The sequence below is a fragment of the Arachidicoccus terrestris genome (assembly GCF_020042345.1).
GTDB classification, from domain to species: Bacteria; Bacteroidota; Bacteroidia; order Chitinophagales; family Chitinophagaceae; genus Arachidicoccus; species Arachidicoccus terrestris.
Genome location: NZ_CP083387.1, coordinates 285,394 through 301,405 on the forward strand (window position 1 = coordinate 285,394; position 16,012 = coordinate 301,405).

The following is a 16,012-nucleotide window of genomic DNA, read 5'->3' on the forward strand; positions in this document are numbered from 1 at the left end:
CGAGTTTGAAGTTAATAATTCAGTTTCCACAGAATGGTTAATTTTCAGACTTTATGGCCGGCAGTGTTCGCAGCACTTCCGGCTTTTTATGTCTCTTACTAATAGGTGTCTATATTCGTAGCTCAGTTTTCGATTACAATGGTTCTTTTATTTTTATCAATTTTAAAATGCATTTGAGAAAATTGTAACCCATCCAGCAGGTCCTGCAGGTCAAGGTTACGGTCTATTCTGCCCGTATAGCGTTGGGCATCTTCTTGCTTCCCATGCCGCGCATTGGCATACCTGATATCCACATCGTACCATCTGGAAAGCTGACGCATAATTTCTTCAATATTCGCATTCCGGAAAGCAAAGAATCCGGATTTCCAGGAAAGAATCTGATTCAAATCAGCCTTAGACACAGCCATCCGCTCCCCTCTTATGCTGACCTGTTGACCGGGGGCCAGTCTTAAGCGTTTAAGGCCATTAGAAACGTCCACGGTGCCTTCCACCAATGCCGTCAGCATTACCGGATCATCGCTGTAGGCTTTGACATTAAACTTCGTACCGATATCTTCAATCAGTTGTCCGTTCACCCTGACCTGAAACGGATGATCAGCATTATGTTCAACTTCGAAATAAGCTTCTCCACGCAGCTCAACCGTCCGGTTTTCCTTATTAAATATAGTCGGGAATTTCAGCGAGCTGGAGGCATTCAGCCATACATCCGTACCATCGGGCAGCTCCACCTGAAACTGTCTTCCTCTGGGAGTCGTCAGCGTATTATATAATACTTTACCGTTTTCTAATACGCTGTTACTGAATTTAGCTGCGTCCTTGTTTTGCTCAATGGTCAGGCTGCCAATATGTATCAGGCCTTTATGGGGATTGCCTAAGGCAATCTTTCGGCCATTACCCAAAGTCAGAATAGCGCCTGAAGAGCCTGGGACAATCGGTACTGTCCTATGGTATTTTTCCCGACTGTCTGCCAGATCTGTGCCTCCGCCTTTTTTCTTTAATTGAAATATTGCCATACCCACGATTATCAGGACCACCCCGATCAAAGCCGCGACCATCATCTTTGCCTGGAAAGGCCGGTGATGGCTGTCTACTACACTGCTTTCCTTATCTAGCGTATTTTGGCGAGCAGCCTCCCTGTCGGTTGCGGATTTTAATTTTTCTCTGAATCTGGCCAGGGCTTCTTCCTGAAAAGAAACGCTTACTGCGTCCTCTTTATCATCCGGCCCGCTCTCCAGCTCTAAAGACATTTTCTCATCTAATGCCTTTAAACAATCAGCATCCCGCATACCACGTTCAAGCAGATCCAACTCCTGTTCTGTCAGGAATTGTCCCGTGGTATATCTCTCCACCAGATCAATAAAAATATTTGTCTCTATTGGCGTCATGCATGAACATAGAATAGGGCGTCATTATCGACCACTATCCATAAAGACGAACGGGCATTAAAAAAGAATAGGTGAAAACAGAACTTTTTTAAAAAAAAGTTGAAAAAAACAGTGAGAAAACAAATAACTCTTTTTCATGGCGCTTCAAAAAGACTCTAAGTGATTGAAACGCAGCGGCCGCATGCCATTTAACTGTATGGGTGGATACTTCCATTTCCTGAGCAATCTGAGCGTAGGATAGTCCTTTTTCTTTACTAAGCTTATATACTCTTTTTTGCTGCGGAGAAAGATGATTAACGGCCGCAGTAAAGATTTCATCCTGTATTTGTTGTAACTGAATTGCTGATGGTGACTGTTCCTCTCTCAAGAGGTTATGAACCATATGCTCCTGATATTTTAAATGAAGCACCTGCCGGCGCATGACATCAATCAATTCGTTTTTAATACATCTGTGCAGATAAAGAGCAATATTGTCTACATGACCTAAAGCACTTTTTTTCTCCCAGCATTTTAAGAAGACCTGCTGAACCAGATCTTCTGCAAGGCAGCTGTCTTTCGTGTATTTAAAAGCAAAATGATAAAGTTTTGGAAAGTATAATTCAAACAGCTCACTAAAAGCCGATACGTCACCTCCACGGGCGGCGGACCATAAACTTTTATCATATGCTGTCTGATGTTCCATTATTTTGTTTTAAAAATCGTTAAAGTAAAATTAGGGAAAACATTTGGATTATGTTAAGAACTTTAAAAAGCAATCGTTTGTCTAACTACTATTCTATTCATTTTCACTACAATAATTTTTTTTCTGTAATAAATCACAGCGTCTTTTTCGATTCAACCAAAAAAGCGCCACACCCACATATTTACCGGATTTAAGCTCTTTTTAAGAATGCAGGCTCCCACAAAGTTCGCAATTGAATATAAACTGATTATTACCATATCATGATCTTTTATACATAAAATATAATAAGAACGTCGAATATTTAGACGCGTTTGGCATAGTCATTGAAATTATCATAGTGTAATAAAAACAATCTTTATGAAAAACAAATTCAAATTTTTGGGTGTACTATGTATGGCATTACTCGCCATATCAGTTTTTACCATTTCCTGTAGTAAAGATGATGATCCCGCTGACAATGACTTTTTCATCGGTACCTATAACGGCACCATCTCCTACCAGGGTGACGGACAAACCATTAATGATGAAGATGGTAAGCTGACCGTCGTTAAAGTCGGCTCATCATACAGCTTTAAGTTCGGCAGCGGCATTCCGGATATCAATAATGTAAAATTTGAGAAAAAGGATGCCAACACCTATGTAAGTATTGGTACAGGCGTTACCGGTATTACCATTACGGCTAGTACCCTGAAAATGCTGGTATCCAACGACGACGGTACATGGACAGCGGATTGTACCAGGTAGTTTTACTATTACCCGACGATATAGATGACATACAGGTAATGACCGACAAAATCGCCGTAGTTGCATTGATTGTAGCTATGGCGATTTTTTGAAAAGTTCATACCACATCCGCCGGAGCAGCTAGATAATTAATTACACAGCTTGGGGCAAAATACGGGCAGCCGCTTCCAAAAAGAAGTATCATTCTTTTGCCCGGATTGCAAGTCGTTTCCCATAGTCTGCTTTGCCAGGCGCCAACGCCAACTGCGGAGCCTACGGTTTTAATTGGTTTTTACAAAGTCAAAAACCGAACTGATAAACGCCTTGTTATTTTCATAATATAGTATATGTCCGCCATTAATTTTCCGGACCGCCCCATTTTTAAAATGAAACAATAAATAATGATTTTCACCAATGGAATGATCTTTCGCACCAGTAACTATTAAAACGGGCAAGTTTACTTGCGCGGTCATCGGCGTATAATCCTGCCAGTAATCAGTTATAGAAAAGACATGTTTGGCAAAATCATAATCACTGGGGTTATTTCTGTCTATTTCATCTACCAGGCCGACATTTGTTTTGTTATCTGAAAGCATCTTATAACCTAAATCTTTTTCAGATAGCGCCTTTTTTGCTGTAAGAAATGTCGACAGTAACGAAGCGGATGTGCTGTCAGGCACAGCAAAGTCCGTATTCAAAAGGCTATTTATATAATGAAGCTGATTTTCTAACGAATTCCCCATACTGAGTGTTGAATTTACAAGGATCAACCCTTTGACATGGTCCGGATGTCTCAGCGAATAATTTAAAGCAAGAATGCCTCCAAATGAATGAGACATTAAATAGACTTTCTCAGCACCGTAATGCTTGCGGATCAAATCTATATCTTTAATCATTCTTTCCAGAGAATAATCACCACTTGCAGCTTTCTGTGAGCGGCCACACCCTCTTTGGTCATAATAGACCATTGACAGATTTGTTTCCAGATTACGCCCCTTTAGTTCTTCAAAAGACTTACTCCAGGCGCCCGGACCACCATGAATAAAAATACAGATAGGCCCTTTGCCGGATTTCTTGACAAATAATCTTGTGCTATCGTCGGTCGTCAGATAATCAGTCTTTTTTGTCTGGGCTTGGACAGCCATGCCAATGCAGATGAGTAATAAAACAATTGAAGACTTTATGGGGTTCATAAAATGAGTTTTAAATAATCTCCAAATATACGTAACAAATTCTTTATTTGCTTTATCATGCATCTTTCAACCAAGCGGTGAAGCCACCAGTATCCAATAGGCGCTTTCTTTATATAGAGAAAAGCGATTCTATCGTAAGGATTGCATAACCATTAGCAATAGGACCGCAGGTTTTATTGCCAGGTTCCCTAAAAGAATCATCAAGCCTCTCAAAGAGAGCTTATTCTTTATAACGGATGTTCCTCCAGTACATGAGACCAAAACAACAAAAAATGCAAAAAAACAGCCCTCACTGATTTAAGAAAAATAAATGCATAATCACGAATATTAAAATAGAAGCGCATTCAGCATCTTTATATCACAACAAAATGATCAATTATTTACCAATACAGTAAATCCAACTATACAAGGGTTTTCGATACAAATTGGTTTTGGAATTCCTCGCAATGCGGCAACAAATGGAAACAATAATCAATATGATCTAGTGCGCTTTGGCATTGCGGTTCCGGATACGGCTGAGGGTTTCCCTGGATACACCCAAGTAAGAAGCGATCATATGCAGCGGAACACGGTTGAAAATATTAGGATAGGATTTCATAAAGGTCGCGTACCGCTCTTCAGTTGTATCGCTAAGATTACTCATGATACGGTTCTGACTGACATCATAGCTTCTTGCTTTTAGTTTATCTCTTAATTCCCGAAAGCGGGGAATGGCTTCAACCAGTCCGTTAAAGTCATCTTTATCAATCAGCAGTAATTCGCTATCTTCAAGAGCATCTATGTTATTTTTACTGGGGGTATTATTATTGTAGCTTTCCTGGTCACTCAGCCACCAATTCTCTAGGGCAAACCTCAGAATATGCTCCGTACCATCTTCACTGACACGGTAATTACGCAGGCAACCTTTGGCTACAAAGCAGTTGTAATGGCAGACATCTCCTTCCTGGAGCAGGTACTGCCTTTTCCTCAGGCGCTTACTGATTGTAACCGCGCGCACCATTTCCATTTCCGGATCGCTAAGTTCAGCTTTCTGTTTTAAGTAAGTTGCGAAGACTTCGAACATTGATGTTGTATTTATAACAAAAATATTCAAAATATCGCTTATTTCCTTATAAACGCGAATAATGTATTTAAAGTAACAAAAACTCAAATTTACATATATCCACCTTGTCAGCCAGTCGGTAAATGTGCCAAGGAAGCCTTTCGGCGGGTTTGCTGCATAAATACCGGGTGCTGCACAAACTAGTACTGAAATTAAAATTCGAGCATATCGAGAGAACTGCACGGACTTCTACCTTGCCACCAATAGCCAGGTCGCCACGTTTGCGAGTGCCAGTTCCGTATCACACTTTTCCGGTGTAATCCGGGAAACATCGGAAACGACCAGGCCATTACTATAACTGTGGCGAAAAGGCCTGCCCAATATGCCCGGCACTGATCATTCAATTTGTTGTTATGATATTAAAATTTAAACTTGCTCCTTTAATAATTTACTAGAAAGCAGACTTGATCACTCCGCCATCTGCGCGCAATGCAGCACCGTTAGTTGCCGCGGACAAAGGGCTGGCCACATAGGTTACCAGGCTGGCGATCTCTTCCGGCTCAATCAGACGCTTGATAATAGAAGTACCTCGCATACTGGTAAAGAATGCCTTTTCAACTTCTGTTTGACTGATGCCTTGCCGTTCGGCTGTTAATTTCAGGAAATTGACTATCGCATCAGTCCTGGTCGGGCCCGGCAATATAGTGTTTACGGTCACTGACGTACCCACTGTCGTTTCGGCCAAGCCGCGGGCCAAAGCCAGCTGGGCGGTTTTCGATACGCCGTACTGGATCATTTCAGCAGGTATCTGTACACCTGATTCGCTCGAGATAAATATGATACGACCCCAGTTTACTTTCAGCATCTTGTTCAGGTACGCACGTGAGAGGCGGACACCGCTCATTACATTGACATTATAAATATTCAGCCATTCCTTATCAGAAATATCATTAAATGCTTTGGGTTCGGCAATACCGATGTTGTTAACCAAAATATCAACCTCAGGAAACCGGCTGGTCAGACTGTAGACTCCTTCCGCATGCTCAAGATCTGCAACAGCACCGTAAACATTTTGGTTTCCGGTATCAGATTTGATCTTTGCTACGGCGGCTTCAACCCGTTCCAGGGTACGACCATTAACAATCACTTTTGCACCTTCGGCTGCCAGCGACCCAGCCGTCGCAAAGCCTATACCAGTCGTTGAGCCGGTTACAAGTGCAGTTTTATTTTTTAATTTCAGATTCATAATCTTTAAGTGTTAAATGTTATATTTTGAATGCTTTACGGACGAGGCATCAACTGCTCGAACGGCCCCTGTTTGATTATTTGACGGCAGCTATCCTCTCAGCTGCGGTTTTCAGGCATTCAAGCCACTCCTGATGGTAAGCGTATAAGCCACCCGGATGCTTGTGCCCCAGGATTTTAAGGAACCATTCACCCTGTTGTGTTTCTTCGGTAAGTACGTGTACACCATCCTCTGTAGGTGTGATCACCCAGCCATGGTAGGCAGTTGAGTTGGTATTGTCGTCGTCAACAGTAGTTTTCCACGCCAGCCTGTGGTTTGGCACAAATTCAGTTACAGTCAGGTGCATCAGGAATCCTATGGTGACACGGCTCCAATTATTGCCCAGTACCAGCTCTGTTTCGCCGCTCAGTATCTCTACCTGATCTTCAGGTGGAAAATAGCTTCCCCAGTTTTTAGCATCCACCAATAATTTCCAAACCACCTCAGCAGGTGCTTTGATATCGATATCGTTCAGCGCATAGATTGCAGATATCTTCGGCTCTTGATCCGCCGGCCATTTCACTTTGTCATACATAATTATAACTCTTTTAATTTTTACAAAGTTCCGTCAGATCCAGACATCCAAAAAGGACATTTGACAGAATTAATATGTGATAAATGTCACACTGATATCCAAAAAGCATCTGATGACAGGGCTTGGCGAAACCCCTGTCTATCTAGAAGATCTTGAAAAGCTATATTTCATAGAAGATATTCGAAGAGTTGCAAAATCAAGCAGATCTGTCAAGAAAATGAAGCCAGACTTATAGCCAAGAGATCTGGATCGGATCCAGCACCTTCAAACAATCACCAGTATCCCGTTAAAACTAAAAGAGCGTCAACGGGTTATAATTTAGTTTTTGGGAATCTTGATTCTCATTTTTGCTAAGTAATTGATTGACAGATGTTTTATCAAGTAATGATGCGCCCTTAATCTGTAAAGTCTCGTGTATCGAATATTTTTGTTCATCATATTGTGAATTATTGCAATTAGTATATAAGTTATGATAACTCTATATACCTGTGTTTTTACTGCATTTTCAGGGAAACAACTCCACCTGCAACCTATTTTTATACAGTAAAGCTATTTCTGCAGATTGACTGTCCGCTTTTAATTAGGTTGTATCAAAAACGGACACTGGGTCACTGCCAGGCAAAAAATAAATCATTAGAAATTAACCTATTACCATTTTGGCATTTAACTGGCATCCGTTTACCGCATACTCAATAAATGATACAACTTTACTTTCATATTATCAAATAAGTAAAAATGTTTACACATTACTTTAGAGCGGCCTGGCGTAATCTCCGAAAAAATAAGATCTATACCGCTATTAATATAGGAGGTCTAAGTATCGGTATTGCCGCCGGTATCATTATTCTGCTTTTCGTTGCCTATGAAAAGAGCTTCGATGACTTCCAGCCCGATAATATCTATCGTATCAGCGAAGTCCAGAAATTTCCGGGCATGATTTCTTCCCAAAAGGTGGCGCTGTCCATGTTTCCGATGGGGCCTACCATGAAAGCGGAGTTTCCGGAAATCAAGAACTTTACAAGGGTGAGCTGGCAACATAAATACCCCCTAACCTACAACCTGAAGAAGGTCTATTTTCCGCAGATGCTCTTTGTGGATTCCACTTTTCTGGAGATGTTCAATTTTAAAATGCTCGAAGGAGACTGGAAAACCGCACTGCAAAAACCTAACAGCGTACTTCTGACCCAATCCAGTGCTGAAAAACTCTTCGGCAAATCTCAGGCCATAGGCAAAACGGTCATCCACTATGGCGAAGACACAACGACTTTTGTCGTGACGGGTGTACTTGAAAATGTTCCGCAGCAGTCACAGATCCAATTTGACGGCCTGCTTTCCTTTAATACCATTTACCAGCCAGACTGGCTGAATAACTGGGGATCCAATTGGCTTAATACTTATCTTCAGGTTGCGCCTCATACAGATATCGCTCGACTTGAAGATCGATTCGACGCTTATCTTGAGCGTCATATGTCCGGTGGTGACCAGTGGAAGCAATACCAACTGTTCCTGTCTCCCTTTAAGGCGATTCACGCAAACACAGCAGACATCGGGCTGGATTACATCAACTATCAAAAATTTGACAATGGCTACACCAACATCTTCTTCATAATCGCCTGCATCGTCCTACTTATCGCCTGCATTAACTTTATGAATCTCTCTACCGCCAGGTCTTCGGAAAGGGCCAAAGAGGTCGGCGTCAGAAAATCCATCGGCGCTTCCAAAAGGCAACTTTGCATACAGTATATCGCAGAATCTGTATTATTAACGCTGCTGGCTACCGCGATAGCGGTCATTATCATCAAGTTGTCTTTGCCGGTCGTCAACAATTTAATCCAAAGGAAGCTTCAGTTTCCTCTATTTACGAGTATCTGGGCTGCCCCATTCCTTCTGGCCGGTGCGCTTTTTATCGGCATATTATCTGGCCTTTACCCAGCCATCTATCTTTCTTCCTTTAAACCCGTCAAGGTGCTGAAAGGACAGTTGCAAAACGGGAAAACTAAGGGGGCGCTCAGGAATATCCTGGTCGTAACACAATTTTCCAGTGCTATATTTTTAGTCACTGCCACATTTTTCGTAGTGAGACAAGTGAATTTCATGCGCAAGAGTGACCCGGGATTCAATACGGATCAAGTAGTCAACATTTCACTTGACGCTACTACTTATAGGAAGTACGACCTGCTAAAGCAATTATTTCTTAAAGGCAGTATGATCACCGGAGTAACGGCCGCCCAGGATGTATTGGGTAGTCATCTGGACCAGTCGGGCGTTACATTTAAAGGAAAAGGCCCCGAACGGTCACTTGCCGGCACCCGGCTAATCGTCGATCCGGATTATCTTTCCCTATACGGGATAAAACTGCTGTATGGCCATAACTTCTCAACGGATCCTTCCGCAAACGGCAAGGAATATATCCTTAATGAGTCGATGGCAAAAGAGCTGCTAAAAGACGAGCCGAAAGGCACAACTATGCAATCCCTGATAGGCGACAGCTTCGGATTTGACTCGCTGGGAAAAATTGTTGGAATCGCCAACAACTTCAATTTCAACTCCATGCAATATAAAGTGGAGACACTTTATATGTTCAATCAGAAGGACTGGGGGTATAGTAATATAAGCGTGAAGATCAGCGGCCACAACACGGAGCAGGCACTTGCATATTTACGGTCGACCTGGGAAAACGTATTTCCCGATCATCCCTTTCAATACGAGTTCCTGGATGATCATTTCAAAGAAGTATACCGGGCCGACAGGCAGGTAGGGACCATTGTCGGCGCCCTGGCTACGCTGGCCATCCTTATCTCCTGCCTTGGCCTGTTCGGACTGGCGACACATGCCGCGGAAAAAAGAGTCAAGGAAATCGGTATCCGTAAAGTGCTAGGGGCCTCCGCAAAAAGCATTGTGGCAATGTTGTCGATAGACTTCTTAAAATTCGTGCTTCTGGCAGCGCTCATCGCTTTGCCTATTGCCTGGCTCTCGGTACATCAGTGGCTACAAAGCTACGCCTTCAGAATCGCCTTGAGTTGGTGGATCTTTATTCTGGTGATTTTACTCGTCATGACCATCTCACTTATGACTATTAGTTTCCAAGCCATTAAGGCTGCCAGAGCCAATCCTATAAAAAGTTTAAAAACAGAATAACGTGAGAAAAGGACCTATAATTCTAGCTAGCCTATTAGCTGTCTGTATCTTGGGCGCAAAGGCGCAGGGACTGAAGGGTAAAGTAGCGAGGCTGGACGCTTACTTTTCAGCCAAGGCGGCACAGCATGCATTCAACGGCGTTATCCTGGTTGCAGAGGGCCCTAATATCATCTATCAAAAAGCCTTTGGCTATGCGGACTTTGGCACAGGGCGCTTGAATACCGCTCACTCCCGTTTTCCGATCGCTTCTATTACCAAGCTGCTTACAGCAACAGCGGTATTACAGTTGCAGGACCGGGGCTTATTGAATATTGAAGACCCCGTCCAAAAGTACCTGCCTGACTTCCCTTATCCCTGTGTGACGATACAACAACTGCTGACGCATACATCCGGACTTCCCGGCTGGGATGACGTGTTTGCCCAGGTAGCAAAAAAATATCTTGATAGCATATTTACAAATGCCGATGTTGTAAGTCAGTACGCCAAGGCGCATGCTAACTTAGCCTTCAAACCAGGCACGGCCCATATCTATAATAATGTAAATTCTGTTTTTGCGGCGCTGATTATCAAAAAAGTTTCAGGCATATCTTACGAATCCTATATGCAAAAAAATATCTTTGAACCTGCAGGAATGAAAGATACCTTTATACCTAAAATTACTTTTTATAATTATGACTCCATTGAAAAGAAGAACCTATCCAGGTTATATGTCACCCATCTTTTTAATGATCAAAAAGAAGCCGCAGACACCATGCGGGATACAAAAAAATATTGGCATAGGTATAATTTCCGGGGGTTTGGTGAAATCGTAACAACCGCATATGATCTTTTTCTATTCAACCAAGCCTTGTTAAATGGAAAACTTCTAAAACCAGAAACTTTAAAAGCTTCTCAGACGGCCATACATCTTACAGGCGGGCAACCAACACGTATGGGGCTGGGCTGGCAGGTGGAACAGGATAGCGTTCTTGGAAAAATTGCCGGACATGGTGGAGGGATCACCGGTTTATCCACTGGCGTTCTATATCAGTTTCATAAACAGCGACTGGCAGTTGTGCTGGACAATACGCAGCGCAGCGCAGAGGATATGGAAGTCGATGCACTGATGATCATGGCGGGTCGGAAGCTTAAAATACCCGGCAGAAGCATCGCCAATATTTTCGGACTTGCATTGGTGAATAGCGGTAGTATGGCTGCCAGAGACAGTCTTGAACGTTATAAGAAAAACCCGGCTTACGACTTGTCAGAGAATCAATTCAATCATCTGGGCTATGATCTTATGCGGTCCGGCAAGCTGAATGAAGCGCTTGTCACTTTCAAAATCAATGCAATGCTTTTCCCTCAAAGCTATAACGCCTTTGACAGTTATGGGGAAGCATTGATGCAGGCTGGGCAAAAGAATGAAGCCCTTCAAATGTATCAAAGATCCGTGGAGCTCAACCCCGGAAATACTAACGGTAAACGGATGATTAAGGAGCTGACAAATTAACGACCCATTGAAATTCTACCATACAGCTGGCTATCGATTAAGTTCCAAACTGGACGGCATAAAACTTCAAAAATCAAATAGAAATTAATCCGCAATTGTTTTTGAATTATCTTTAAGTGATAAAAAGAATTCCGTGTCAACAAGGCAATTAGACACTCAATTGGAATTTCAATAACACCTATGAAGAAAATTCTTATTCTGGGAAAAATAAAGGTCTGCTGGAGGTTATTCAAACAGCATTACAAAAGAAGCATTATACGACAATCAGCGTAAACGACCAATCGAAGCTTTTCACCACATTGGCTGAATACATTCCGCATCTTCTGATGATGGATATCAATCAAAAAAGCCCCGCTTGTAAAGATCTGGTTCATCAAATTATTTCCTGCCATCCCGGTTTGCCAGTGATCGCCATCAGCGGTAATCCGAAGATACAGAGTATCGTAAAAAAACTGGGGCTTGCCGCTTTTCTGCTCATGCCCTTTATGCTGAAGGAGCTGTATCATATAGTAGAAAATCCATTTGCGGGCCAGGCTCTGAAGTGTATTTAGTAAGCCATGAAGAAAAACATGAGCTACTCTCGAAGTTTCTGATAAGGCTTACCATCCAAAATATGATAGATAGCCTCAGCAATCTTATAGACGTTCCCTTGTCTTTGATTGGAGAGAATAATAATGACCCTATTGATACCATTCTCATTTTCCACATATTCCAGCGCCTGGTAGTGCATGGCCATGCCGTCGTGGATATGTTCTTTCACAGTATCCCCGGCTATAACACCACCGCCCAGTCCGCATTGGTTGCCCTCTTTAAAGGGCGTTAAGATTTCTTTAGTTGAACCGGAACTAATCAGCCTGAAATGACTGATACTTCTCGCCCATTTATAGAAATCCCTTGCAGTAAGACAGGTCCAGCCTGAGATGGGAACTTCGAGTCCATCCTGCTTGAGATTATTATCGAAGGATCTTGCAATCAACGGATCCTTTTCTGTCGGATCAACTATACCGTTTTTAATGCCGGCCTTATTAAGCATATTATGCTGAACAAAATCATTAAAGGACTTGCCAGTAATCTTTTCAATGATCATCCTGCGCAAAAAAGTATTGTTGTTATTATAAGCGTACCGGGTGCCAGGTTCAAAATCCAGCGCTTTTAAGATTTTCAGATCTTTCCAATTATCTGCATCTCCGTGTACCGACCCATATTTGACTTCTGGTAATCCGCTGGTATATTGCAGTAAATTCTTAATACTTATCTTATTTGCCCAGGCCGGCAGATTCCTAAAGAACCTGGATACTTTGTCACTCAACTTAAGCTTACCCTGCTCTGCCAGCATCATTATGCCGACCGCATCAAATTCTTTGGCGATCGACCCTATGTGAAACCTGTAAGCGGACGTCAACGTATCTTTTTTAGCCGCATTGGCATATCCTACCGCAGCTTCAGCTACAATCTTACCGTTTTCGGCAACTAGGACATTGCCATTAAATAGTCCCACCTTATGCCCTTCAGACAAATACCAGATAATCTGGTCAGCCTTCGATTGTCCAAAACAAAAGGATGTAGTCAAACAGACCAAACCAAGTAAGATATATCTCCTTCCAAAATGCATTGCATCTAATTATTTATTTCAATACGTAAAATTAAGAGCAAATCTCAGATAGTTGTCAGAAATTGGTCTTTACTAACTACCCGAGGAATATCCTTAATTATTCTAATGCTTCCGTCAGGAAGTTCCTCAATTAATTTGCCGTCCTTTATATAATGAATAGGTAAGTTTAAAGGTCTAGAAATACGAATAGCTCTAGAAGCAGCAGACTTGCCTGCTTTAATTAGTATTTCTTCCTCGTCTAATTCCAGAGTTTCCGTACTTACGGTTCCACTGATTATTTGAATAGTTTGCTGTAATTGTTCCAAACGCCATTGATTGATTGAAGCCCCTTCAACTAGATACTCTTTCAGCCCTATGAGTCGCCCATTGACGAAATTGCGTTGCTTGCTTGGAATTAACTCGATATCCGACCGAGATGATTATATCCAAGTTATATAGGTTCATTTTGCGAATTTTGCCGTCTGCCGCAACCTGTTCCAAAATGGAACAGGTTGAAAGTTGCTCTAATTCGCCAGTACTATATATCTTCTGAATATGCTTAACAATTACGGGCCTATTCACGTCAAACAATTTAACAATCAAATGAGCATCAAGCCATACTGTATCATTATCAAGTACAAGCTGAATATCCGTCCCACTTGAAGTCTTAAATATTTAAAAATCAGCTCTTTGCATATCTTTTCGTTTATTTACGAATGAGCTGTCCAAACCAACTTGAAATTTCAATTTTCCAAATACTTTTAACTAATGGAAAATCGTCAATATCATATAAATCTGGTATTTAAGACACTACAAGTTGTTAGAATGCAAAGCTAAAAAAATTAAAGTATAGCACTTAGATTTCCTGTAATTCTTGAGCGATTATTTTTCAATAATTGTATGTTGAAATAATACTATCACTATCACTTTCCCTTATTTTCTTTTGTTATGTCTTTACCTTCCTATTTGCCAATAAAGTAAATTCAACTTCACTAATTATCAATCAATTACATCAAATGAGGTGTAGTATAGGTGTAACAGGATGGACAATATTTATAGCAAAATACTGAAATAGAATAATAAACTGAACGCAATTTACTAATTATTTAATCCTATCGATTTAACTATAGTAGATTTTTTAAATCCTCAATGTTGGGTAACGCTTTTTTATACTTTTCTGGAAGTTCATTTTGAGTTTTATAAGTAATGACTCCCATTGGCTTTTTAATATCTCGTAAGGCAAACTCTACAATTTTACCATTTTTCTCTTTACATAAAATAATACCAATAGAAGGATTTTCATGTGACTTTTTTTACATACTCATCCAAACCTGTTAGATATAAATTCATTTTGCCTAAGTATTCACCTTTAAACTTGCCTTTCTTCAATTCAATCGCAATAAGGCTTTGAAGAGTTCTATTAAAGAAAACGAGATCTATAAAAAACTCTTCTCCTTCAATAATCAACCTAAATTGATTACCTATAAACGAAAAATCCGGTCCCAACGCCATTATAAAATGCTTAATGTTTTGCACTATCTCTTTTTCTAAGACTCTCTCATCTGGTTCTTCATCCTCATCTTCTAAATTTATAAAATCTAAAAGCATTTCATCCTTAAATGCGTTTAACGCGTTGTCTTTTATAGATTTTTCTGGAATCGTCAATTCAAAATTATGGTGTTTAGGATTAATTTTTTCGTGTGCACGCTCTTTAATCTGCTTTTTCAATACTGAAACACTCCAAAATCGATTGGCTGCTATTTTTAAATAAAACCACCGAATATCAAAATCTTTTATACTATTTACAATTACAACATGATGAGTAAACCCAACACTTAGGAAAGTTTTTACCAAATCGTCAGTTACTAACTGACGATTTGATGTAACAATTCCTTTACCACAGAGACGCTATTATTTTACTCCAATAGGTTTTTATTACTTATCCTTTCTCTGGCTTCCATCAATATATTATGGATCTTTTTCTCTAGCTCTATTTTTGAAGGTAATTCTGTCCAATATTCAGCAACCATTATTCCATCCTTATGCATTTCTAATAATTCAATTTGTTCCCGACTACTCTCTGCACATAAAATTAAGCCAATTGGCGGCAACTCACCTTCCTTTTTTTCATATTTATCAAGCCATTTTAGATACAATTCCATTTGACCTTTATATTTAGCTTCAAATTTACCTAGCTTCAATTCTACCGCCACCAAACGTCTTAAAGTTCTATGAAAAAACAATAGATCCAGATGAAAATCCTGACCATCAATTATCATTCGCTTTTGGCGCTCAACAAATGCAAACCCTTTCCCAAGTTCTAAGATGAAGGACTCTAACTCCCTAAGAATTGCGGCTTCTAAATCCTTTTCCAAATAAGTATCCTTGAGGTCAAGAAAGTCTAGAAAATAAGGATCTTTAAAATTATTATGAATGGCGGGATGGTTACTTACATTTTGCAGATTAGCGATTGTTCTTCTCTCAAATTCCTTATTTAAGATACTTTTTCTCAAACTTCTTACTCCAATCTTATCCTTGTTAACGACCCCTGCATAATATAGTTTGGCCTCCATAGTTTTTAAAGGTAATAAAACAAGAATATGTGACCAGCTTAATTGTCGTGACAGTGTCACGACAATTCCCTTATCTACAAATTGATCAGAAAATTGCATCATTCGGCGAAGATTCTTTTCTTCAAAACTCCTTCCATAGTTCTTCACCAATTGTCGTGACAGCGTCACGACAATTTCTCTTCCATAATCGGCACGTTGGTTCTGCAAAATATCGGCATTAATTCTCCCCCCAATTAGCCAATACAACATAATAATTCCACTATTTAATTGCGTCGTTACCTGAGATTTGCTTTGTTCAATAAGATGCGATAATTCATCATACAATTTATCACTATGTGCTAACTTATCATTATTCATCTTCATTTTAAAATTTATT

At 40.6% G+C, this 16,012-nt stretch carries 17 protein-coding genes; 4 read left to right on the forward strand and 13 right to left on the reverse strand.

The genetic code is table 11. From position 1 onward, the window contains the following. Positions 1 to 122: 122 nt before the first annotated feature. Both K9M52_RS01040 and K9M52_RS01045 read right to left on the reverse strand, forming a co-directional pair. Positions 123 to 1,385, reverse strand: coding sequence for a FecR family protein (locus K9M52_RS01040; protein WP_224070214.1), 1,263 nt, complete (start codon positions 1,383 to 1,385; stop codon positions 123 to 125). Between the two features lie 88 nt (positions 1,386 to 1,473). After that, positions 1,474 to 2,067: an RNA polymerase sigma factor gene (locus tag K9M52_RS01045; protein ID WP_224070215.1), complete on the reverse strand. Its 594-nt coding sequence runs from the start codon at positions 2,065 to 2,067 to the stop codon at positions 1,474 to 1,476. Positions 2,068 to 2,424: 357 nt separating this feature from the next. Between K9M52_RS01045 and K9M52_RS01050 the strand changes: the two genes are divergently transcribed. Next, positions 2,425 to 2,811 (forward strand): hypothetical protein, encoded by a 387-nt coding sequence (locus K9M52_RS01050; protein ID WP_224070216.1) that lies wholly within the window; start codon positions 2,425 to 2,427, stop codon positions 2,809 to 2,811. Between the two features lie 260 nt (positions 2,812 to 3,071). Here K9M52_RS01050 and K9M52_RS01055 read toward each other — a convergent pair whose 3' ends face one another. The 5 genes from K9M52_RS01055 to K9M52_RS01075 all read right to left on the reverse strand — a co-directional run bounded on the left by K9M52_RS01055 (position 3,072) and on the right by K9M52_RS01075 (position 6,845). Then, a complete protein-coding gene (locus tag K9M52_RS01055) occupies positions 3,072 to 3,983 on the reverse strand; it encodes an alpha/beta hydrolase (RefSeq protein ID WP_224070217.1) in 912 nt (303 codons plus the stop codon). A gap of 481 nt (positions 3,984 to 4,464) precedes the next feature. Beyond that, a complete protein-coding gene (locus tag K9M52_RS01060; RefSeq protein ID WP_224070218.1) occupies positions 4,465 to 5,046 on the reverse strand; it encodes a Crp/Fnr family transcriptional regulator in 582 nt (193 codons plus the stop codon). A gap of 228 nt (positions 5,047 to 5,274) precedes the next feature. Continuing rightward, positions 5,275 to 5,418 carry a hypothetical protein gene (locus K9M52_RS01065; protein ID WP_224070219.1) on the reverse strand — a complete coding sequence of 48 codons (144 nt, stop codon included), beginning with the start codon at positions 5,416 to 5,418 and terminating at the stop codon, positions 5,275 to 5,277. 58 nt (positions 5,419 to 5,476) lie between these two features. Then, positions 5,477 to 6,271: an SDR family NAD(P)-dependent oxidoreductase gene (locus K9M52_RS01070; RefSeq protein ID WP_224070220.1), complete on the reverse strand. Its 795-nt coding sequence runs from the start codon at positions 6,269 to 6,271 to the stop codon at positions 5,477 to 5,479. 76 nt (positions 6,272 to 6,347) lie between these two features. Next, positions 6,348 to 6,845 carry an SRPBCC domain-containing protein gene (locus K9M52_RS01075; protein WP_224070221.1) on the reverse strand — a complete coding sequence of 166 codons (498 nt, stop codon included), beginning with the start codon at positions 6,843 to 6,845 and terminating at the stop codon, positions 6,348 to 6,350. 735 nt (positions 6,846 to 7,580) lie between these two features. Here K9M52_RS01075 and K9M52_RS01080 point away from each other — a divergent pair. The 3 genes from K9M52_RS01080 to K9M52_RS01090 all read left to right on the forward strand — a co-directional run bounded on the left by K9M52_RS01080 (position 7,581) and on the right by K9M52_RS01090 (position 12,023). Beyond that, positions 7,581 to 9,983, forward strand: coding sequence for an ABC transporter permease (locus K9M52_RS01080; protein WP_224070222.1), 2,403 nt, complete (start codon positions 7,581 to 7,583; stop codon positions 9,981 to 9,983). Position 9,984: 1 nt separating this feature from the next. Then, positions 9,985 to 11,472, forward strand: a complete 1,488-nt coding sequence (locus K9M52_RS01085; protein ID WP_224070223.1) for a serine hydrolase domain-containing protein — start codon at positions 9,985 to 9,987, stop codon at positions 11,470 to 11,472. 326 nt (positions 11,473 to 11,798) lie between these two features. Then, a complete protein-coding gene (locus K9M52_RS01090; protein WP_224070224.1) occupies positions 11,799 to 12,023 on the forward strand; it encodes a hypothetical protein in 225 nt (74 codons plus the stop codon). Positions 12,024 to 12,046: 23 nt separating this feature from the next. Here the strand turns inward: K9M52_RS01090 and K9M52_RS01095 are convergent, their stop codons facing one another. The 6 genes from K9M52_RS01095 to K9M52_RS01115 form a co-directional block, all read right to left on the reverse strand. Then, positions 12,047 to 13,042 carry a serine hydrolase domain-containing protein gene (locus K9M52_RS01095; RefSeq protein WP_224070225.1) on the reverse strand — a complete coding sequence of 332 codons (996 nt, stop codon included), beginning with the start codon at positions 13,040 to 13,042 and terminating at the stop codon, positions 12,047 to 12,049. An 86-nt stretch (positions 13,043 to 13,128) separates the two neighbouring features. Beyond that, positions 13,129 to 13,389 (reverse strand): hypothetical protein, encoded by a 261-nt coding sequence (locus K9M52_RS01100; protein WP_224070226.1) that lies wholly within the window; start codon positions 13,387 to 13,389, stop codon positions 13,129 to 13,131. A gap of 25 nt (positions 13,390 to 13,414) precedes the next feature. After that, the gene (gene rhuM, locus K9M52_RS19100; protein WP_224070227.1) at positions 13,415 to 13,645 is read right to left on the reverse strand and encodes a RhuM family protein; all 231 of its coding nucleotides are present in this window, start codon (positions 13,643 to 13,645) and stop codon (positions 13,415 to 13,417) included. A gap of 542 nt (positions 13,646 to 14,187) precedes the next feature. Further along, positions 14,188 to 14,352, reverse strand: coding sequence for a PDDEXK nuclease domain-containing protein (locus tag K9M52_RS19105; protein WP_394369867.1), 165 nt, complete (start codon positions 14,350 to 14,352; stop codon positions 14,188 to 14,190). Positions 14,353 to 14,362: 10 nt separating this feature from the next. Further along, on the reverse strand, positions 14,363 to 14,917 hold the full coding sequence (locus K9M52_RS18995; protein WP_262902418.1) for a PDDEXK nuclease domain-containing protein: 555 nt from the start codon (positions 14,915 to 14,917) through the stop codon (positions 14,363 to 14,365). Positions 14,918 to 14,979: 62 nt separating this feature from the next. Further along, the gene (locus K9M52_RS01115) at positions 14,980 to 15,993 is read right to left on the reverse strand and encodes a PDDEXK nuclease domain-containing protein (RefSeq protein ID WP_224070228.1); all 1,014 of its coding nucleotides are present in this window, start codon (positions 15,991 to 15,993) and stop codon (positions 14,980 to 14,982) included. Positions 15,994 to 16,012: the final 19 nt, after the last annotated feature.

Excerpts from the sequence above, each read along its gene's own strand:
- K9M52_RS01090 (WP_224070224.1), top strand. The coding sequence starts at position 11,799 with ATGATGGATATCAATCAAAAAAGCCCCGCTTGTAAAGATCTGGTTCAT.
- K9M52_RS01080 (WP_224070222.1), top strand. The coding sequence starts at position 7,581 with ATGTTTACACATTACTTTAGAGCGGCCTGGCGTAATCTCCGAAAAAAT.
- K9M52_RS01045 (WP_224070215.1), bottom strand. The coding sequence starts at position 2,067 with ATGGAACATCAGACAGCATATGATAAAAGTTTATGGTCCGCCGCCCGT.
- K9M52_RS01060 (WP_224070218.1), bottom strand. The coding sequence starts at position 5,046 with ATGTTCGAAGTCTTCGCAACTTACTTAAAACAGAAAGCTGAACTTAGC.
- K9M52_RS01050 (WP_224070216.1), top strand. The coding sequence starts at position 2,425 with ATGAAAAACAAATTCAAATTTTTGGGTGTACTATGTATGGCATTACTC.
- K9M52_RS01070 (WP_224070220.1), bottom strand. The coding sequence starts at position 6,271 with ATGAATCTGAAATTAAAAAATAAAACTGCACTTGTAACCGGCTCAACG.
- K9M52_RS01115 (WP_224070228.1), bottom strand. The coding sequence starts at position 15,993 with ATGAATAATGATAAGTTAGCACATAGTGATAAATTGTATGATGAATTA.
- K9M52_RS01075 (WP_224070221.1), bottom strand. The coding sequence starts at position 6,845 with ATGTATGACAAAGTGAAATGGCCGGCGGATCAAGAGCCGAAGATATCT.
- K9M52_RS01040 (WP_224070214.1), bottom strand. The coding sequence starts at position 1,385 with ATGACGCCAATAGAGACAAATATTTTTATTGATCTGGTGGAGAGATAT.
- K9M52_RS01055 (WP_224070217.1), bottom strand. The coding sequence starts at position 3,983 with ATGAACCCCATAAAGTCTTCAATTGTTTTATTACTCATCTGCATTGGC.